This is a genomic window from Chitinophaga rupis, assembly GCF_900109685.1.
GTDB lineage: Bacteria > Bacteroidota > Bacteroidia > Chitinophagales > Chitinophagaceae > Chitinophaga > Chitinophaga rupis.
This window is the reverse complement of the sequence record NZ_FOBB01000008.1, coordinates 181455-199711: the sequence shown is the minus strand read 5'-3', so window position 1 is coordinate 199711 and position 18257 is coordinate 181455. Positions and strand designations below refer to the sequence as shown.

Genomic DNA, 18257 nt, shown 5'->3' with positions numbered 1-18257 from the left:
TTTTGCTTAGAAAGTAATATCAAGGCCAAAGGACCAGGTTCTGAAAAATGGATAGCTGTTATCAGAGCTTTCTCCCCTTTCCGGGTCAAAACCATCCTTTACAGAAGTGATCTCAAACAGATCGTTGCCGGAGAAATAAAGGCGGGCCTTTTCCATTTTTATAACCGAGGTAAGCGATGCCGGTATGGTATACCCTATTACCAGGCTCTTTAACCTTGCGTAGCGCAGGTTTTGCACATTCACATCATTGTTCTGCCAGTTCCAGTTGTTGATATTACTGTCGAACGACAAACGCGGAAATTCCGCGTCCGTATTTTCAGCGCTCCAGGTTTTGCCAATGTAGGTAGTGTTCACATCCAGGTAATTGCGGAAGAAAGGTGCGCGGGCATTGCCGGTACGCAAAATGTTCCATTTGGCAACGCCCTGTATAAAGGCGCCGAAATCAAAGCCGTTCCATTGCGCGCCCAGGTTAAAACCAAAGGTGTAATGCGGGTTAGCATCGCCGTAATAAGATACGTCGCCACTGCCTTTTACGCCGGTACCGGTAGTCGTGATCTTACCATCGCCATCCAGGTCTACGCGTTTGAGATCGCCGGGGTGAAAGGTATTGGTAACACCGGTATAACCGGCGGCATCACCTGATGCGCCGTATTTCGCCATGTAAGCGGCAACCTCTTCCTGGGTTTTAAAATAACCATCTGTTTTATACAGGAACAGCGCATTTAAAGGATAGCCCTGGCGAATGGCGTTCTTGCCGGCCACCCAGGTATCTTTCCCGGCGTAAGAGGTTACCATGGTCTTATTATCGCTCAGGTTAAAACCCAGGTTGTAACGTACCTTACCGTTAGCGGCGCTGCCATCCCAACGGAGAGCCAGCTCCCAGCCGCGTGTTCTGAAGGTGCCATTATTGGTAGTGGGTGCATTGCCGCCTAACAGGGTAGGATATACGAGCGCTATCAGCATGCCCACATTCTGTTTTTCAAACAGGTCAAAGCTGCCGCTTAAGCGGTTGTTCAATACACTGAAATCAAGGCCAATATTCTTGTTCACCATGCGTTCCCAGGTGCGCTGGTTGGTGGTGATACCTGCCAGGTAAGCAGTGCTTTGCAGGCCGGGCGTAGCGCCGAATAATGCCGTACCGTTCACATTCACCGTAGCAATATAATCGTACAAGCCGATATTGGCCTGGCCACCCGTTTCGCCGTAGCTGCCCCGCACTTTCAGATCATTTAACCAGCGCAGCTTTTTCATAAACGTTTCTTCCGTGATACGCCATCCTCCTGAAACGCTATAGAAATTCGCCCAGCGGTAACCTGCCTGAAAACGGCTGGAACCATCCCGCCGCCCCAATACTTCCAGTAAATATTTTTTGCGGAAGTCATAGTTTGCGCGGCCTATGTAGGAGATAAGGCCCCAATGGCTGGCCCCTCCGCCGTTCAGCTGATTATACGCGGCGCTGGCGGGAGAAATGGCGGTATTAATATCATACAAACCATCAAACTGCAGCTGTGAGCGCGAAGCGCTAAGGCCCCTGGTTTCCGACAGCTCCGCTGTATTGGCCACCATAAAGGCCAGGTTATGATCCGCACCAATCGTTTTCGTATAGTCGAGCTGAACGCCATAGTTCTGGTAAAGAGTATTGCCTACTGTATTTGTTACTGACGGATTATTGGGTGGCGCGTATTGTACAGAGTTCACTTTATCGCCCACCCAGTTGTACAGGCTAAAGGTCTGGTTGTAAGCTTCCTGCCAGCCGTTCCTTTTTACAATGGCTGCGGTACCGGATAAGCGCAGCCCGTCTATGATCTCCGCCGTAAGCTTACCATTGAGCCGTAAAATACCTTCTGTATTTTTGGTGGTGCCGCCGCTCTTTGTAAAGGCTACGGGGTTACGGTACCCGTAATCATCATAATACTGGCCCGTTGCATTATACACCGGGAAAACGGGTGCATCAAAATAACCATTGCCTATACCGTTACGCGGGCTTTGCACTAAACGGTCGTCATAGGCCACCTGTGTTTCCAGCTTAACGGCTTTGGAGATATTATAATCGTAATTCAGGCGCAGAGTATATTTCTTTTCCCCGTCATACGCTGTTTTTAAAAGTGATTTACTATTGGCATAACCGAGCGACAGCATATACCTGCTTTTATCCGAACCGCCGCGCAGGGATACATTCTGCTGGGTAGACCATGCCGGCCCGTATAATGCATTTTGCCAGTTATTATCGGCATAGTGATGTATGATACCATTGGGATCTGTGTAGTCAAATGATTCGTTGTTGGCCATGCGCTGCAGGTTGTCTTTGGTCCATTGCGGGTACCATTCCACCGGGTTGCCATTTGCATCCCGCTTATCGGCAGTAGCGGTAGCCAGGTATAAGCCGGCCCATTGCGGCATATTAGCCCATGGTACATTAATGCCTACCGTGTTTACGCTTACATTACTGTTCACGCTCACCTGCATTTTGCCGCTTTTACCGCGTTTGGTGGTTACCAGCATTACCCCGCCCTGTGCGCGGGCGCCATAAATAGCGGCCGATGCATCTTTCAGCACCGTTACCGTTTCAATATCATAAGGGTTGATCTGGTTTAGCTCCCAGGTGCCTATTACCGGCACACCATCTACAATGATCAGCGGATCCACACCGGTTACAGATGATTCACCCCGCAAACGGATGGCCAGCCCCTCGTTACCGGGGCGCGAAGATGTTCTGGTGATGCTAAGCCCCGGTACAGCACCCTGCAACGCAACTGCTGCATTGGCCACCGGCCGGTCTTTAAACACTTCGGCGCCTACCTGCGCAATGGCGCCGGTAAGCGTGGCTTTTTTCTGTGTGCCATAACCTACTACCACCACATCGTTCAGGTTAGCATTGGTTAATTTTAAAGTGATGCGTGATACCCGCGCGGCATTGGCAGGTACATCCTGCGACTCAAAACCCAGGTAACGCACCTCCAGCACCTCGTTACCGGATGCATTGATCTTAAATGAGCCGTCACTGTTACTGTGCGTGCCCCTGTTTGGCACACCTTTAATAATAATACTGGCGCCTGCTACCGGTGCGCCGGCGGAATCCACCACTTTACCTGCTACAACAGAAGTTTGTGCATAGGTGATTGTAAATGTGAGCGTAAAAAAGGCCCAAAGCAGTGAAACCAGGCCATACCTTTTACAACGTGTTTTTTTCATACGGGAATTTTTGATTTACGGAGTGTTCACCTGACGCTTGTCCCTGGCCAGTGACAAATCAAAAGTATCAGATACCCCCAAGATCATGGAGGTACAGATTCGGATAAAAAGGGTATATTTTTCGCCCAAAACACCCGGAAAGGCGCATTAACAGCGGAAAAGGGAGGGTATAGAACTGGTACGAGGGATTTAGCCCTGCTTAAAATTTACATGGTGGGTATTGTGGAAAGGTTTGCGGAACTTCTTAATGTACTCCGAAGGGTTCATGCCAAAAAGCTCGTTAAAATACTGGCGGAAGTACTTAATATTATTAAAGCCTGCCATGGAAGCTATTTCGGTGATGTTATTTTCGGTATTGATCATAAACTCCGCTGCTTTGCGCAGGCGTATGAAACGGATAAATCCACTGATGGACTGCCCGGACACTGATTTTACTTTTTTATACAGGCCGGAATGACTCATGCCCATTTCCCGGGCCAGGGTGCGGATGGAAAAGTTATCGTCGTCCAGGTGGCTTTCCACTATTTTAATACAGCGGTCCAGGAACTCTTTATACTCAACGGAAACTTTGAGATCGTTCCTTTTGAGGGTGATCTCATTATAAAAATACTGCTGCAGGATGTTACGCTTTCTTAAAGTACCCTGTACCCGGGCTTTCAGCAGCTCTTTTTCAAAGGGCTTGGTAATATAATCATCGGCCCCGCTTTCAATGCCTTTCAGCTGGCTTTCGGAGGTGGTGGTGGCCGTAAGCAGTATAACCGGGATATGGCTGAGCGCCGGAGTGCTTTTTATGCTGCGGCAAACATCTATGCCGCTCATTTCCCGCATGGTTATATCGCTGATAATTACATCCGGCAGGTAATCGGTGGCCATTTTCAGCCCTTCTTCCCCGCTGGCGGCTTCCAGGATGGTAAAACCGTCTGCAAAAAGCTGGGCCACATATTTACGCAGCTCTTCATCGTCATCAATCACCAGGATGGTTTGCTGCTCCGTAACCAGCACGGGCAGGTCTGTTCCAGGCTTTTCAGGTATAGTATCTGCAGCCAGCTCCCGCAGGAAGATGGAATTTTCCGGCACATCCTGGAAAATGGTTTCATGCCCTAAGTGGGTTTGGCCTTTTAGCAGCACCAGCTGAAAGCAGGTGCCTTCCCCTTCCTTACTTTCATAGCTCACCCGGCCGCCATGCCGGTCCACAAAGTGTTTTACCAGGTATAAGCCAATGCCAAAGCCTTTGGCAGATGGCGCTGCTGCATTTTTCACCTGGTAAAATTTGCGGAACAGCTGATCGCCGGTTTCCAGCGCAATACCACAACCGGTATCTGTTACCGATACCTGTACACTATCATTCAGCTCCGTTATGCTAAAGGTAACAACGCCGCCGGCGGAGGTGAACTTCAATGCATTGGATAACAGGTTAAAAAGCACGATCTCTATCTTTTCCCGGTCCACATACATGGGCAGCGGCGTATCCGGGCATTCAAAACGGTAGTCTATCTTTTTGATCCTGGCCTGGTGAACAAAACATAAGTACACTTCTTTGCAAATGTGCCCGAAATCCAGCTGCACTATTTTAAGCTGGTCGGCCTCACTATCCGCTTTGCGGAACAGCAGCAGCTGATCTACCAGGCTCAGTAAACGGCGCGCGTTGCGGTACACGGTGTTCAGCTCTTCCTGTTCCTGGCCGCCGGTTCCGGCCGTAAGCATTTCTTTAACCGGGTTAATGATCAGCGTAAGCGGGGTGCGGAACTCATGCGAGATATGCGTAAAGAACGACAGCTTTTTCTCATGCAGGTCCCGCTCCTTTTGTGCATTCACATGCGCCAGCCGTACCTCGTACTTCAGGCGGTTCTGCCGCATTTTATATAAAAAGTACAGGTAAACGGAGCCCGTTAACAGCAGCGTATATAACAGCCAGGCCCACCAGCTGCGGTACCAGGGCGGCAGCACTGTAATTACCAGGGCAATCTCCTGTTTGTTCATTATACCTTCTGCGTTGGTACAGCGCACCCTGAAAGTATACTTGCCTTCATTGAGATGCGTATAGGTGGCAGTGCGCATATTGCCGGCATTGTTCCAGCCTTTATCCCAACCCTCCATATAATAGGAATAGATAATTTTATTGGGGGATGAAAATTCAAGTGCGGTGAATGCAAAGGAAAAAACTGCTTTATTATAGGGCACTTTAATTGCTGCTATGGCTTCAGAACTAATGGCAGTAATAAACGCTTCGTTCTTTTGCAGGGGGGCATTGTTCACCGCCACATCCGTTAATACCAGCTTTAGCTGGTTATCCTGGCTTTTGATCTGCCCCGGGTAAAAAAGGCTAAAGCCTTTAATACCGCCAAAGGCCATTTCGCCCGAGCGCAGCTGCCGGGCTGCATTGTAGAAGAACTGGTTACTTTGCAAGCCATCGCCCTGGTAATAATTTTTGAAGCTGCGCGCTGCCCGGTTGAACTTTGACAGCCCGTTATAGGTGCTGATCCACAGGTTGCCGCTGCCATCATCCAGCATATTTAAAACCGCATCATTACACAAGCCGTTCTCCGTAGTGTAACGCGCAGTAATGGTATGCGTGCGTTTATCAAACAGGAACAAGCCGCCGCCTTCCGTACCTACCCACAGCTGGTTGCTGCCATCATCATAAATAGCGCGCACCGTATGGCCAATGGTATAGAAGGCATGCTGCCGGTTCACCTTATCGATTTTTATCAGCTGGTTCAGGTTACCGCCCCAGAGATCCCCGTTCGCATCTTCCTTTAAACAGAACAGGTCCGACAGGCGATCATCAAACATATCAAAAGCATCTTTGGCGGTGTTGTAACGGTACAAAGCGCCGTACACGCCACCACTGCGCAGCGTAGATGCCCACAGCTGCTTATCCTTATCCGTATACAATACAAACACCACCTTGTTCTCTGCATGTGAAACGGGGTTAATACAGGGATAATGTTTAAACTGCTTTGTGGTATTATCAAACTGCTGAATGCCTTTTGTATAAGTACCTATCCACAAATGCTGCTGCGCATCCCCTTCCAGGCAGGTAATAAAATTATCCGACAGCGAATGCGGATTTGCAGGATTGTGAACATAGGCTGTAAAGGTATTGGTATGGCGGTTCCATTTGTTAAGGCCATAACCATCTGTGCCTATCCAAAGGCTGCTGTCGGGTGTTTCATAAAATGCAGACACCACATCACCCGTCATAGTATTATTGGCGCCACGCTCCCTCCGGATGGTTTGAAAACGGCTTTTCCGCGGATCAATAATATTGATACCGCCCCGCAAAGTGCCGATCCATTTACGTGAGGCACCATCTTCATACATGGTATGAATAGCGCCGCCGCTCAGTTCATCCCGGCCCTCTCCTGCTTTAATATGGCCTACTTCGCCGGTGTAGGTATTCCAGGTACAAATGTTGCCGGTTTCAGTGCTGATCCATAATTGCTGCTTATCTTTTGTAAGCATGAGTGAAAGCACCAGGCCAGGTTCCAGCGGATCGTTTATGCCGTCAAATATTTTATTCAGCTCATGGGAAAGTACGTTATAGGCATATACCGCCGTACCTGCGCCTATCCAGATGGTTTTGCCATCTGTGGCCAGGCAGGTGGCGCCTGGCAGCAAGGTGTTCACGAGGTTCAGCTTTTGCGTAGTGGCGTTGTACAGGGCCAGGCCCTGGTTCTGCACCATTACCCATACGTGGTCGCTGGCATCCGTAAGAATGGCGTGTACCCCATATTTATTGGTTTCCGCGCCATTGAGGATAAGTGGTATTGAGCTGCAGGAAGCGGCGCCCTGCCGGCTTAACAGCAACCCCAATCCCTCTGTTCCTATAAAAACATGGTCCTGCTTATCGATACCGATACTTCTTATAACGGTGTTGAGCTTTTGTGAAGATGGCCCATAGGTAATGCTGGTAAACCTTGATAGCAGCGGGTTATAGCAGCTTACACCCTGGCGGGTGCCTATCCATAAAAAATGACGCTGATCTTCTGCAATGGCAGTAATAATATTATTAACCAGGGAATTGGTATCGCTCAGCTTATTGCGGAACACTTTAAAACCATAACCATCATACCGGTTCAGCCCATCATAAGTACCGAACCAAATAAAACCATTGTGGTCCTGGAAAATACAGCGGACCGTATTGTTCGATAAGCCCTGTTCAATGCCCAGGTGATTGATAGCCGGGTACGGCGCCGCGTATACTGCATGGAAATATAAAAAAGCAAACAGTGTATAGAGAATCCTGCGTACAGCTTTTTTCATAACGTTTCATTTAACCCCTCTCCACTAATCTAGCAAATTTTAATCAGGATGGCCGGGATTTTTCCCCGTTCCCTTTCTACCATCATTTCACATATTTCCCCGCCGGCTTTACAACGCCTCCACGCAGGTGATCCACTGCTTTATAATTTGCAGGATTGTTCGCTTCACCTCCGGTATATTCAGGAAATTCCGGATAAGGATAAACAGGTCTTTGAAACCTGACATCCTGCGTACCGCAGCAGCCTAACGCGCTGGCAATAATTTTATCCGGGGCTGCACCCCGCTCCACCCATTTCACCAATGCCAGTAAAATATCATGCTCACTGTCCTGCTTTGTAGCGGTAACAGAATTTTGTCCGAAATCATTAATACCTGGCCCACCGCCACAGTGGCCCATTCCCGGTATCAAAAAATAGCGAAAGAAATGTTGTGTCTTTTTTAAGCTGCCCTGCTGCTGTATCACCCGTTCGTAATAATTTATAGCGTCCGGATATGGCACCAGCGCATCTGCCGTGCCGGTGAACATGATCAATTTTCCCCCAGCTTTTTCAAAGCGGCTCAGATCAGGATTATTGGCATTCAGTGCTGGGCCCAGCACCGAATCTATGATAGCCTGATCCTTATCAAAATCAAAACGCCGGTAATCGAACCCGGCGCCAAACACCCAGCGGTAAAGATAAAACAGGCCGGCAGCTTTGGCCGTTTGCTGGTATTCCAGCCCACCACCTGCATTTTCACTGCCAGGTGGCGGAGCGCAATAAATTTGCTCTCCTGTGCGGGGATTCACCGGCCCTCTGTATATTTTCTTCAGGGCAGCTATCTGTGTATCCGTAAGGCATTGGCCGTTGCTGGCATTCCCACATTTAAAGAGTGAATCAAGGTTAAATTTTACCATTCGCGGATCGGTAAGAAAGCTGTCCCTAGCTGAGCCGCCATCAGTGCCTGCAAATTTTTCAACGATCGTTCTGGTGATATAGGAAAGGTCTGCCGCTGAAAAATGACTGCCCGTTGTTTCATTGGTGGCCTGATGATTTAATATAAATCCGGTGTGTAAATGGGTGCGGTTATTTGCCGGCGCGCCTGCAATAATCCCGTTATAATCGCCGGGATAGCGCTGCGCTTCCATTAATGCCTGCTGACCGCCGGTTGAGCAGCCCATAAAATAAGCATGATGGGCGGTTTTCCCGTAATATGCTTCCAGGATCTGTTTGGATACAACCGTCATCAAATGAGTGGAACGGTATCCGAAATCAATCCAGCGCTCCGGCTTGCCGATGGCGGAATCCACATGAGGGGATGTACCCATATCCGTATTAGCCGTTGCGAACCCTTTTCTTAATCCCTGGGCCAGCTTATCATAAACAATATTACCGGCGCTGCCGCCATTACCGGTTCCCAGGAAACGGCCGTTCCAGCTGCTGCGCGGCATCCAGAGCGCTATCCTTATGTTTGATGCCGGCGTTGGTTTAAGGGTTGCTGATACCAGGCAAAATGCAGGAAGCCCATCCAACGTTTTTGCAAATGCAGTTGGTTGGTAAGATCCGGAATCTATGTATTGAATATCCGTTACAGTTAGCCCAGGCACTTTTAAAGCAGCGATCTTTTGCCGCAGGCGCTCAATGGTGATCTTATTGCCTTGCGCGCTCACAGTATTTAACCTCAGCAAGGCTGCCCCAATTACAAAAGCAATGATAAAGGTTCGTTGTTTTGATCTCACAATAAAATTGTTTATCCTTTCCCGGTACAATATTTATTGAAGATAAAGATCATCGGTCTAATTTTATAACGCAATTGTATTCAGGCAATTCCAAGGTTCTGCATTACATTGTTCACGATCTTATCGCAACGGCTCAGATGGAAATTGTAAACACGCTCTTTCAGATAACCCGTTAAATTTTCCCGCAGCATTGTTTTAGCCCTGTTCAAACGGACCTTTACATTCGGCTCTTCAATATTTAGAACGGCGGATGTTTCCCGCACAGACAGATCTTCCATTTCCCGCAGTACGAAAACAAGGCGGTACTTTTCCGGCAGCTGCGCAATGGCCTGCTCCAGCACGTGGCTCAGCTCCTTATTGTCTAATTCATTGGCCGGTGTTTGCATACTTATGAAATTATCAGGTTGTTCAATACTGGAAAGAACGCGCTTACTTTTGCGTTTTTGCTCATAACACTGGTTCAGCATGATCCTTGTTAGCCAGGTGCCAAATGAGGAACGCTGCTCAAAGCGGGGCAGATTTTCATAAGCATTGATATAAGCTGTTTGCATGGCATCTTCCGCTTCTGCCTCAATTTCCAGGATAGACATGCCTATCCGGTACAATCGCTGGTTATATTTTCGGATGAGCAGCTCAAAGAGCCGCTTTTCACCTGCAAGGATCCTTGCTATAAGTTCCTCGTCGGACATGGAGCCCGATATTGTACCCGGTTGACCTGTCATATCATTTTAGATGAAATCATCCTTAAAAGGTTACATTTTTGGGTAAAAAATCTTCAGCCCGGCGTATTTGAAAAATTTTGTAACCTTTTAAGCGGTCATTGCTCTAAAGTGTATATCAAAATTAATCTATCATGGCAACTATTAAGCAACTCCAAAGCACCTTAAAGCTCACATTTGGTATTGTACCAATCGTAGCCGGGCTGGACAAATTTACCAATTTGCTCACTAATTGGGTTGACTACCTCGGCAACAATAAAAGCATGATCCCTTTTGATCCTCTGACGTTTATGAAAATGGTAGGCGTTATTGAGATCATTGCCGGGATCCTTGTGCTGGTACGGCCGCTGATTGGCGCTTACGTTGTAATGGCCTGGCTGATCTGTATTGCCCTGCAGCTGATCATTGGCGGTCATTATTTCGATGTAGCCGTACGTGACCTGGTAATGGCGATAGGCGCTTACACCCTTGCCCAGCTCACTAAAATGCAAACAGCTGGTAACCGGTAAATACATCCTTTATTTTCTCCGGAAATCGGTGGGGCGTGATTGGGTAAACTCCTGGAAAGCATCGCTGAAAGAGCTGATGGTGAAATACCCTACCTCATATGCAATATTACTGATAGGCTTTTGCGTTTTCAGGATCATTTCTATGGCCTTCACCATACGAATGGTTTTGAGGAACTGAAGAAAGGACAGCTGTATGGTTGACTGGAACAGCCGCGACATAGAACGTTCACTGATATTAAAGCGGCTGCTGACGATTTTCAGGGTAAGCCGCTCACCCATATTTTTTTCCAGGTACCGGATGATCTTTTGCATCTGCTCATTATCCGTTGTCGGCAGGATAATGGGCAGTGCTTTATTATTAAGCTGCGGCAGAATATTTTTCAGCGCAACCAGGAACTCAAAATTTTCATCCTTATTACTGACATGCCTGCCGTCCCAGCGCTCGGTATAATTGATCATCTGGATCAGCAGCTCACTGGCCGGATAAATACCCAGCTTACCATAAAAAGGATTTGTCCCATCCTCCTGCGCATAGAAATACAATGACCGGAGCACCGTTGCTGAATAACCGATACGCAGAATATGCTCCATCCCCTGCGGGATCCAGAAATAATGCCTGGCCGGCACCACATAAGTGCGGTAATCAATTGTAATATAGGCAATACCCCCTTCCACATAGCTGAGCTGCCCTTTGGTATGCTTATGCAGGGGGATGAGCTTTTCTGATTTCTCGTGCATCACGAACACGCTGTTCTTCTGCTTGTCAATTTCCGGCAGGGCGGCAATCAATCCCATATTATAATTCCAGGCAGCGGCTTTTATCTGCCGGAACAAAGGTAAAAATTACTTTGGCCGGAATGATGTAAAAATTGTCTTTTTAAGGGAAACATGGCATGCATCCGCTTAATACTTTTGCGTCCAGAAATTATGAGCCGCAGAATAAGTACATTTTTAGCCGGTTTGTTATTTGCAGGTTATGCCTTTCCCGCCTATGGACAAGCTATCCCTGCTGCAAATGACACACTGAGGATCTCCCTGCCGGAAGCCTGGCAAAAAGCAGAAGCGCACAGCCGCTTAATTGAGATCAAAAGAAAGGCTGCCCAGGCAGCAGATGAAAAGATCCGGGATGCCCGGACAGAGCGCTATCCCGAACTGGGTATCATGGGCAGCGCAGAAAAAGCAACCAATATTCCCATCTATGAGCACGGGCTGTTTTCCTCCCCCACCCAGCATGAGGTTATTCATACGCTATACCGGGTAGGTACGGACTTTTATCTGAACCTCTATAATGGTAATAAGCTCAACCTGAAAATAGAGGAGGATAAAACACTGCACCAGATCAGTCTGATCCGGAAAGACCAGGCTGTTTCAGATATCCATTATAAAACCGCAGCACTGTACCTGGAGCTGCAGCAATCCCTTATTTTCCGGAGCCTGATCACAGAGGATATTGCCGACCAGGAAAAACAGCTTAAAGAGATCCGCTCGTTCCACAAAAACGGGACGGTGCTTAAAAGCGATGTGCTGCGGGTAGAGCTTGACCTTTCCAAACGGAAAATGACACTGGTAACTATTGAAAATGATATACTCATTGCCAGTCAAAAGCTTAATATTATTATGGGTGAACCGGATGAACGGCCCCTGCTGCCTGCTGAGCTCAACACTCACCAGGATGAGCACATTTCCTATGAGCAGTACCTGGCAGAAGCCCTGCAGCATTCTTTCGATTATCATATTTCAGCACAACAAACGGAGCTCAGTAAAATACACCTGCGACAGGTTAAAGCCAATGCGCGTCCGAAAGCCGGGGCCTACGGAGATTTTTACTATGCCAACCCGCAGATCTTTTTATATCCCTATAACCCCTACTGGTATTCGCTTGGCATAGCCGGCGTAAAAGCTTCCTTTCCCATTTCCGCACTCTATCACAATGTGCATAAGGTAAGGGCTGCAAAACTGGAGCTGGAACAGGAAGAAGAAGCCCATAAGGATACAGAGGATAAAGTACGGCAACAGGTAAAAGAAGCGCTGCTGCGCTATAAAGAAGCATTGGTGCAGATCGGGGTAGCGGAAGTGAACGTAGCGCAGGCAGAAGAAAATGCACGCATCACCAGGAATACCTACTTCAATCAAACCTCGCTGATCACTGACCTGCTGGATGCAGATGTGCAGGTGCTGCAAACCCGCTTTGAGCTGGCAGCAGCGCGTATCAGGGCCCAAACCAAATACTATTTACTCCAAAACATAACAGGCGTTCTATAAATACAATGAAAAAGAAATATACCGTTACAGACCGGCTGATAACGATCATAACCGGGTGGATAGCAGGCATTATTGTTATTGCACTTGCCGTTTGGGGCATTTACACCATATGGGGCTATTATACTTACGAGCAGACCAATGACGCGCAGGTAGAGGAATATATTAACCCGGTAATTTCAAGAGCAGGCGGTTTTATTGTTGCAGTAAAATTCGAGGAAAACCAGCTTGTGAAGAAAGGAGATACGCTGCTGATCATTGACAACCGGGAATATATCCTGCAACAGCAGCAAACCGAAGCCTCTATAAAAAAATCTGAAGCGCAGCTGCAGGTGCTGGAAAGTATGTCCCATACCCTTGAAAAAACGGCCAGCGCATCCAAAGCACAGATCACGGCCAGCCAGGCAAAGGTCTGGAAACAGCAGCTTGACTACGACCGCTATCAACAGCTGTATAATGAAGAATCGGCTACCAAACAACAGCTGGAAAACATGAAGGCAACACTGGATGTTAACACCAGTGATTTCCAGACCGCGCAGGACAATTACAATGTAGCCACTTCGCGTATAGAAGATATTAAAGCGGAAAAAGTGGTGGTGATGGCAGAAATTGCCCGGTTAAAAGCCCTGCTGGACCGGCACAAGCTGGATGTAAGCTATACGGTTATCACCGCATCCTACAATGGGCGGATGGGAAGGCGTACCGTGGAAGTCGGGCAAATGATAGATGCAGGTGAAACGCTTGCCTTTATTGTAAATGACGAAACGGATAAATGGGTAGTAGCCAATTACAAGGAAACGCAGGTAGGCCATATGCGTATAGGCGATTCCGTAAAAGTGATCGCAGACGCTTACCCCGGCCTGCAATTTAAAGGAACCATTATTTCACTGTCGCCCGCTACCGGTTCCAGCTTCTCACTGCTGCCGCCGGATAACTCTACCGGCAACTATGTTAAGATCGTGCAGCGTGTACCGGTGCGCATCCGGATCGATGGCAACCGGAAGGATATAGCTATGCTGAAAGCCGGCATGAACGTGAATGTATATACGCCCAAAGACCAGCATCATGAATAGCGCTGTTCCTATATTCCGGGGCTGGGCGCCCGAATGGCTTATAAAGATCATTTTGTTCCTGGTGATGCTGCCCAGCATAGTGCTGTTCTTTCTGCCCCTGGCCAATATCAATGCAGCAGCAGGCTATTATGGCAGCGAGCCTGCTGATATACAATTTGCCGTAGCGCTTTTTTATGCGGGCTATGTGGGCTTTTATAGCCTGGAACGCCGCTTCTTTAGCTACCTGGCCACCCGGGAGTATTTTATCCTGTTCACCTTTCTGCAAATACTCACCAGCTTTGTATGCTATCATACCCATGAGCTGTATATCCTGTTCCCGGTGCGTTTTATCCAGGGAATGCTGTTCTCCAGTACGGTGAACCTTTCCCTGACCCTGATGTTTACCCGCCTGCACAGCGAACGGGCAAGAGAGGTGAGCTTTTCCGTGTTCTTCGGATTGCTGCTATGCGCCATGCCGTTCAACAATTTTGTAACCGCCGACCTGATTGACGCCTATAATTTCAATATTGTTTATAAAGGTGCGCTGTTCTCTTACCTCCCCTGCCTGATCCTGTTACTGCTCACCATGAACAATGTGCGGTTAAATGTGCGGTTCCCATTGTATAAGCTGGACTGGCAAAGCTTTACCCTGTACAGCATTATGCTTTGCCTGTGCGGTTATATTATGATCTATGGGCAGGAATATTACTGGCTGGAAGATCGCCGTATAAGGTACAGCGTTATAGCTATTGCCGGGCTGGCAGCTATATATATACTGCGGCAAAAAGCCATGAAACGCCCCTATATTGATCTGCGCACACTCCGGTTCCGCAATTTCAGAATAGGGCTGCTGGTACTGTTTGTAATGTATATCTGCCGTTTTGCTTCCGGCATCACCAATAGTTTCTTTGCAACAGTACTGCGCTTTGATCCCATGCATGTTTCTTATATCAACCTGCTGAACCTTGCGGGCCTGGTTGCAGGCGTGGTGATAGCCTGCTGTATGATCCTTCAGCAAAAGCGGATACGTTATGTATGGCTGCCGGGATTCTTATTGCTGCTGGCATTTCATTTAAGCATGTTCTTTCTTTTTGATGTGCAGGCCGATGAGCACAATTATCTTATCCCATTATTTATCCAGGGTCTTGGTGTAGGAATGATCATGGTACCCACGATTGTTTACTCCATTTCTTCCGTGCCGGTATCATTAGGCGCCTCCGCTTCGGCCATTTGCCTTGCCATACGTTACCTGGGCTTTTGCGTTAGTATTGGTATCATCAATTATTTTGAACTCTTTGAAAGGAGCCGGCATTACAATGCGTTCCAGGATCATCTGACTAAAATTGATCCGGTGGTACGGCAAACCTTTCACACGCAATCCGGGCATTTGATGGCAAAAGGAATGTTGCCGGGCCAGGCGGCAAAAGCTTCCCACAAATTATTGGTGAATGGCATTAACGGGCAGGGACAGCTGCGGTTTGCAATGGATTACTATGAGCTTATGTGCTGGCTCATTGTGGGCACACTGTTGCTCATTGCCCTTTTCCCATACCTGAACAGGACCGTAGTTTATTTAAGATCACGGAGCCTTTCCCCGGCATAAAGCACCGACGTTATCGCCCCCCAAAATTGACGCGTTTAACCCCACTTTAAACGTGCGGATCGGAGTACCTTCGGTATAAATTACAAAATCATGGAAACAGCAATAGTTAGCAACAGGATGCTGGGGTTAATAGCCCTGTATGATCTGCAAACTCCTTTTTTCAATAATGTGCTGGATGAAATTTCAGATGAAGATGCCCATAACCGCCTGAACACAAAAGCCAATCATGTTGCGTGGCTGGCCGGGAGCCTGGTGCAGCAACGGTTTGACCTGGCTGAAATGTTTGGCGCAACCGGACATAAACAGGCAGCCTACGATCTTTTTAAAGAGAACAAAGGTATCCAGGAAGGTGTCACCTACCCCTCACTGGAATCGTACAAAAAAGACTGGGCGCGTATTACTCCGATTTGCAGGGAAGCACTTGCCAAAGCTACCGATGAAAAGCTGAACAGCATGTTTGAAATGCCCGGCATGCAATTTCCTTTTTTTGACATGATCACTTTTTCCATGTACCGGGAAGCCAATTGTATAGGGCAGATTGCATTATACCGCCGGTTATTGGGATACGGGGCTATGAAGTATATGTAAGATCACTCTCTTTCCGCCATTTGAGCCTTCAATATTTTCTCAGGTGCGGGCATCCTTTTAAGGTGTTCACTCAGCTTTCACCCCCGATGATGCCCGTACCTTTAGCCTGGTCTTTAAAACAATCTCCTTCACCACCCCGGCTCCGTTCTCTGCATCCAGCCTGTCCAGCAACAGGCTGATCACCTTGTGCGCGATCTTCTCAATTGGCTGCGCAATAGCCGTTACCGGCGTAGCAAACAGCTCAAAAATATCATGATCATCAAAGGAGATCACGGCCAGGTCCTGCGGCACCTTCATCTTCAGCTGGGTCATGGCTTTCAGTCCGCATGCGCCTGCCTGCACCGCTCCAAACAGCACCGCATCCAGCTTCGGGTTTGCTACCAGGAAATCCTTCACTGTTTGCACCATTACTTTTTCATCCGGGGTAAAATCTATTTCCAGCACATAAGGCTTCCACCCTTCTTCTCTAAGCGCAGTTCTATATCCCTTCATACGCCCTTTCATTTGTGTGAGCGACGAAGAGAAAGTAATAAATCCAATATTCCTATACCCTTGCTTCAGCAGGTAACGGGTAGCATTTTCCGCGCTAAACTCATTGTCAATAACCACGTAATCCGTTTTCACTTTTGCCAGGTAACGGTCAAACATTACTACCGGCATTCCGGCTTTGATCAGCTCATTGATCTCCTTTTCCACGCCTGGCGGCGGAGAAATAATATAGCCGTCCACGTTCCTTTCCCGCAATACGTTGATCAGCTCTTTCGTTTTTTCCGTATCATTATCCGTACTGCAATAAATGATCCTGTAGCCTTCCTTATAAGCCTCGTTTTCAATCAAACGGGCAATGGTAGCGAAGAAGGGATCGGAGATGCTTTCCACCATCAGCCCAATGATATTAGACTTCCCCGTTCTTAAGCCACGGGCAATAGCGCTGGGCCTGAACCCCACTTCCTGGATATACTTCTCCACACGCTCCACCAGCTCCCCGCTGATCCTTTTCTCCTGCGCCCTTCCGTTCAGGATAAAAGATACAGCTGTCTTGGATATACTCAGGTCCTTTGCGATATCCTTGATTCTAAGTTTCTTCACAAGTGGTTATTTAAGATCAAAAATAAATTAAAATTTAGCCAGCCTTGGATAGCTGTATCCGAAAAGCAATATCACCAGGTAACAAACAATTGGAAGATAATATGCCTCCGCCACGCTATGATTAGCAATGAGGCCCATGAGCGGTGGAAAAATGCCGCCGCCTACCACGCCCATTACAATAAAGGAAGAAGCCTGCTGCGTATGCCTTCCCAGGTCCTTCAACCCCAGGCTAAAGATGGTAGGGAACATAATGCTGAAAAAGAAGTTGATCATGATCAGGGCAATGAACGAGATCCAGCCAAGCTGCTGCGCCACGATAATACACATCAGTATATTCATGCCCGCAAAAACCGCCAGCAGCTTATACGGCGCTATAAAACGCATTAAAGCTGTACCAGCAAAACGCCCGGCCATCAGCATTACCATACTCAACGAAAAGAAGTATCCCGACTTTTCATCACTCAGCTCCATTACATCATGCCCATAGTTAATGAAATAAGCCCAGGTACCTCCCTGTGCCGCCACATTAAAGAACTGGGCTACTGCAGCAAATACAAAATGCTTACGCCGGAGCAGCTGTTTGATATTGCCCCCACCACCATCGCTTACAGCATGCGCCGTATGGAGCGAAGGTATTTTAATGAACAGAAAAGCAAGCCCCAGCAAGGCAATTACAAATCCGATCACCATGTACAGATCTCTTACAGCCAGCAGATCGCCAGAATGCTCCTGCCCTGCTTTCAGGATGCAATAGCTGCCGATGGCCGGGCCTATCACGCCTCCCAGCCCATTGAACGACTGGGAAAAATTGATCCGCTGATCACTGGTACGCTGGTCGCCAAGGGCCGCTATCAAAGGATGAGCAACGGTTTCCAGGGTAGCCAGCCCGCAGGCCAATATAAACAGTGCAAACCTGAAGAAATTAAAAGAGGCTGCTTCCGCTGCCGGAATAAACAGGAATGCGCCCAGCGCATACAATCCAAGCCCCAGCAAAATGCCTTTCTTATAACCAAACCGCTTCATGAAAGCGCCTGCCGGTATGCCCATTACAGCATAAGCGCCAAACAGGGACAGCTGCACCAGTCCTGAGCGTGATTTCGAGATGTGCAGCACATGCTGAAAATGCCGGTTCAATACATCACCCAGCGTGAGCGCCACCCCCCAGCAAAAGAACAGGGAGGTTACAAATAATAACACCGTCAGGTATTTTTTTTCTGTAAAATTTGCTTGAGCACTCATCTTATCTCAGTTTATTCATTCCTT

General features: G+C 48.0%; 12 protein-coding genes. 5 read left to right on the top strand and 7 right to left on the bottom strand.

Going from position 1 to position 18257, the window contains the following annotated elements:
- Window positions 1-6 precede the first annotated feature (6 nt).
- The 4 genes from BMZ54_RS25475 to BMZ54_RS25460 all read right to left on the bottom strand — a co-directional run bounded on the left by BMZ54_RS25475 (window position 7) and on the right by BMZ54_RS25460 (window position 9864).
- Window positions 7-3192 (bottom strand): SusC/RagA family TonB-linked outer membrane protein, encoded by a 3186-nt coding sequence (locus BMZ54_RS25475; RefSeq protein WP_089918800.1) that lies wholly within the window; start codon window positions 3190-3192, stop codon window positions 7-9.
- Between the two features lie 189 nt (window positions 3193-3381).
- Window positions 3382-7458, bottom strand: coding sequence for a hybrid sensor histidine kinase/response regulator (locus tag BMZ54_RS25470; protein WP_089918798.1), 4077 nt, complete (start codon window positions 7456-7458; stop codon window positions 3382-3384).
- Window positions 7459-7540: 82 nt separating this feature from the next.
- Window positions 7541-9175 (bottom strand): tannase/feruloyl esterase family alpha/beta hydrolase, encoded by a 1635-nt coding sequence (locus tag BMZ54_RS25465; RefSeq protein ID WP_202909356.1) that lies wholly within the window; start codon window positions 9173-9175, stop codon window positions 7541-7543.
- Between the two features lie 80 nt (window positions 9176-9255).
- Window positions 9256-9864, bottom strand: coding sequence for a sigma-70 family RNA polymerase sigma factor (locus BMZ54_RS25460; RefSeq protein WP_162277667.1), 609 nt, complete (start codon window positions 9862-9864; stop codon window positions 9256-9258).
- A gap of 164 nt (window positions 9865-10028) precedes the next feature.
- Here BMZ54_RS25460 and BMZ54_RS25455 point away from each other — a divergent pair, with 164 nt between their 5' ends.
- Complete coding sequence (locus BMZ54_RS25455) at window positions 10029-10403, top strand: hypothetical protein (RefSeq protein ID WP_089918795.1); 375 nt, start codon at window positions 10029-10031, stop codon at window positions 10401-10403.
- A 9-nt stretch (window positions 10404-10412) separates the two neighbouring features.
- Here the strand turns inward: BMZ54_RS25455 and BMZ54_RS25450 are convergent, their stop codons facing one another.
- The gene (locus BMZ54_RS25450; protein WP_238386694.1) at window positions 10413-11237 is read right to left on the bottom strand and encodes an AraC family transcriptional regulator; all 825 of its coding nucleotides are present in this window, start codon (window positions 11235-11237) and stop codon (window positions 10413-10415) included.
- Window positions 11238-11330: 93 nt separating this feature from the next.
- Between BMZ54_RS25450 and BMZ54_RS25445 the strand changes: the two genes are divergently transcribed.
- From BMZ54_RS25445 to BMZ54_RS25430, 4 genes are all read left to right on the top strand, one after another.
- Entirely contained in the window at window positions 11331-12665 is a 1335-nt protein-coding gene (locus tag BMZ54_RS25445) for a TolC family protein (protein ID WP_089918793.1), read from the top strand.
- A 5-nt stretch (window positions 12666-12670) separates the two neighbouring features.
- A complete protein-coding gene (locus tag BMZ54_RS25440) occupies window positions 12671-13735 on the top strand; it encodes an HlyD family secretion protein (RefSeq protein WP_089918792.1) in 1065 nt (354 codons plus the stop codon).
- Window positions 13728-15317: an MFS transporter gene (locus BMZ54_RS25435; RefSeq protein WP_089918790.1), complete on the top strand. Its 1590-nt coding sequence runs from the start codon at window positions 13728-13730 to the stop codon at window positions 15315-15317. Before BMZ54_RS25440 ends, BMZ54_RS25435 begins: the two co-directional genes overlap by 8 nt.
- A gap of 90 nt (window positions 15318-15407) precedes the next feature.
- Entirely contained in the window at window positions 15408-15905 is a 498-nt protein-coding gene (locus BMZ54_RS25430) for a hypothetical protein (RefSeq protein WP_089918788.1), read from the top strand.
- Between the two features lie 66 nt (window positions 15906-15971).
- Here BMZ54_RS25430 and BMZ54_RS25425 read toward each other — a convergent pair whose 3' ends face one another.
- Window positions 15972-16994 (bottom strand): LacI family DNA-binding transcriptional regulator, encoded by a 1023-nt coding sequence (locus BMZ54_RS25425; RefSeq protein WP_089918786.1) that lies wholly within the window; start codon window positions 16992-16994, stop codon window positions 15972-15974.
- A 27-nt stretch (window positions 16995-17021) separates the two neighbouring features.
- The gene (fucP, locus tag BMZ54_RS25420; RefSeq protein ID WP_089918784.1) at window positions 17022-18233 is read right to left on the bottom strand and encodes an L-fucose:H+ symporter permease; all 1212 of its coding nucleotides are present in this window, start codon (window positions 18231-18233) and stop codon (window positions 17022-17024) included.
- Between the last annotated feature and the right edge of the window lie 24 nt (window positions 18234-18257).

Coding starts and splice junctions, on each gene's coding strand:
- BMZ54_RS25475 (WP_089918800.1), bottom strand. CDS start 3,192: ATGAAAAAAACACGTTGTAAAAGGTATGGCCTGGTTTCACTGCTTTGG.
- BMZ54_RS25470 (WP_089918798.1), bottom strand. CDS start 7,458: ATGAAAAAAGCTGTACGCAGGATTCTCTATACACTGTTTGCTTTTTTA.
- BMZ54_RS25460 (WP_162277667.1), bottom strand. CDS start 9,864: ATGTCCGACGAGGAACTTATAGCAAGGATCCTTGCAGGTGAAAAGCGG.
- BMZ54_RS25455 (WP_089918795.1), top strand. CDS start 10,029: ATGGCAACTATTAAGCAACTCCAAAGCACCTTAAAGCTCACATTTGGT.
- BMZ54_RS25445 (WP_089918793.1), top strand. CDS start 11,331: ATGAGCCGCAGAATAAGTACATTTTTAGCCGGTTTGTTATTTGCAGGT.
- BMZ54_RS25440 (WP_089918792.1), top strand. CDS start 12,671: ATGAAAAAGAAATATACCGTTACAGACCGGCTGATAACGATCATAACC.
- BMZ54_RS25435 (WP_089918790.1), top strand. CDS start 13,728: ATGAATAGCGCTGTTCCTATATTCCGGGGCTGGGCGCCCGAATGGCTT.
- BMZ54_RS25430 (WP_089918788.1), top strand. CDS start 15,408: ATGGAAACAGCAATAGTTAGCAACAGGATGCTGGGGTTAATAGCCCTG.
- fucP (WP_089918784.1), bottom strand. CDS start 18,233: ATGAGTGCTCAAGCAAATTTTACAGAAAAAAAATACCTGACGGTGTTA.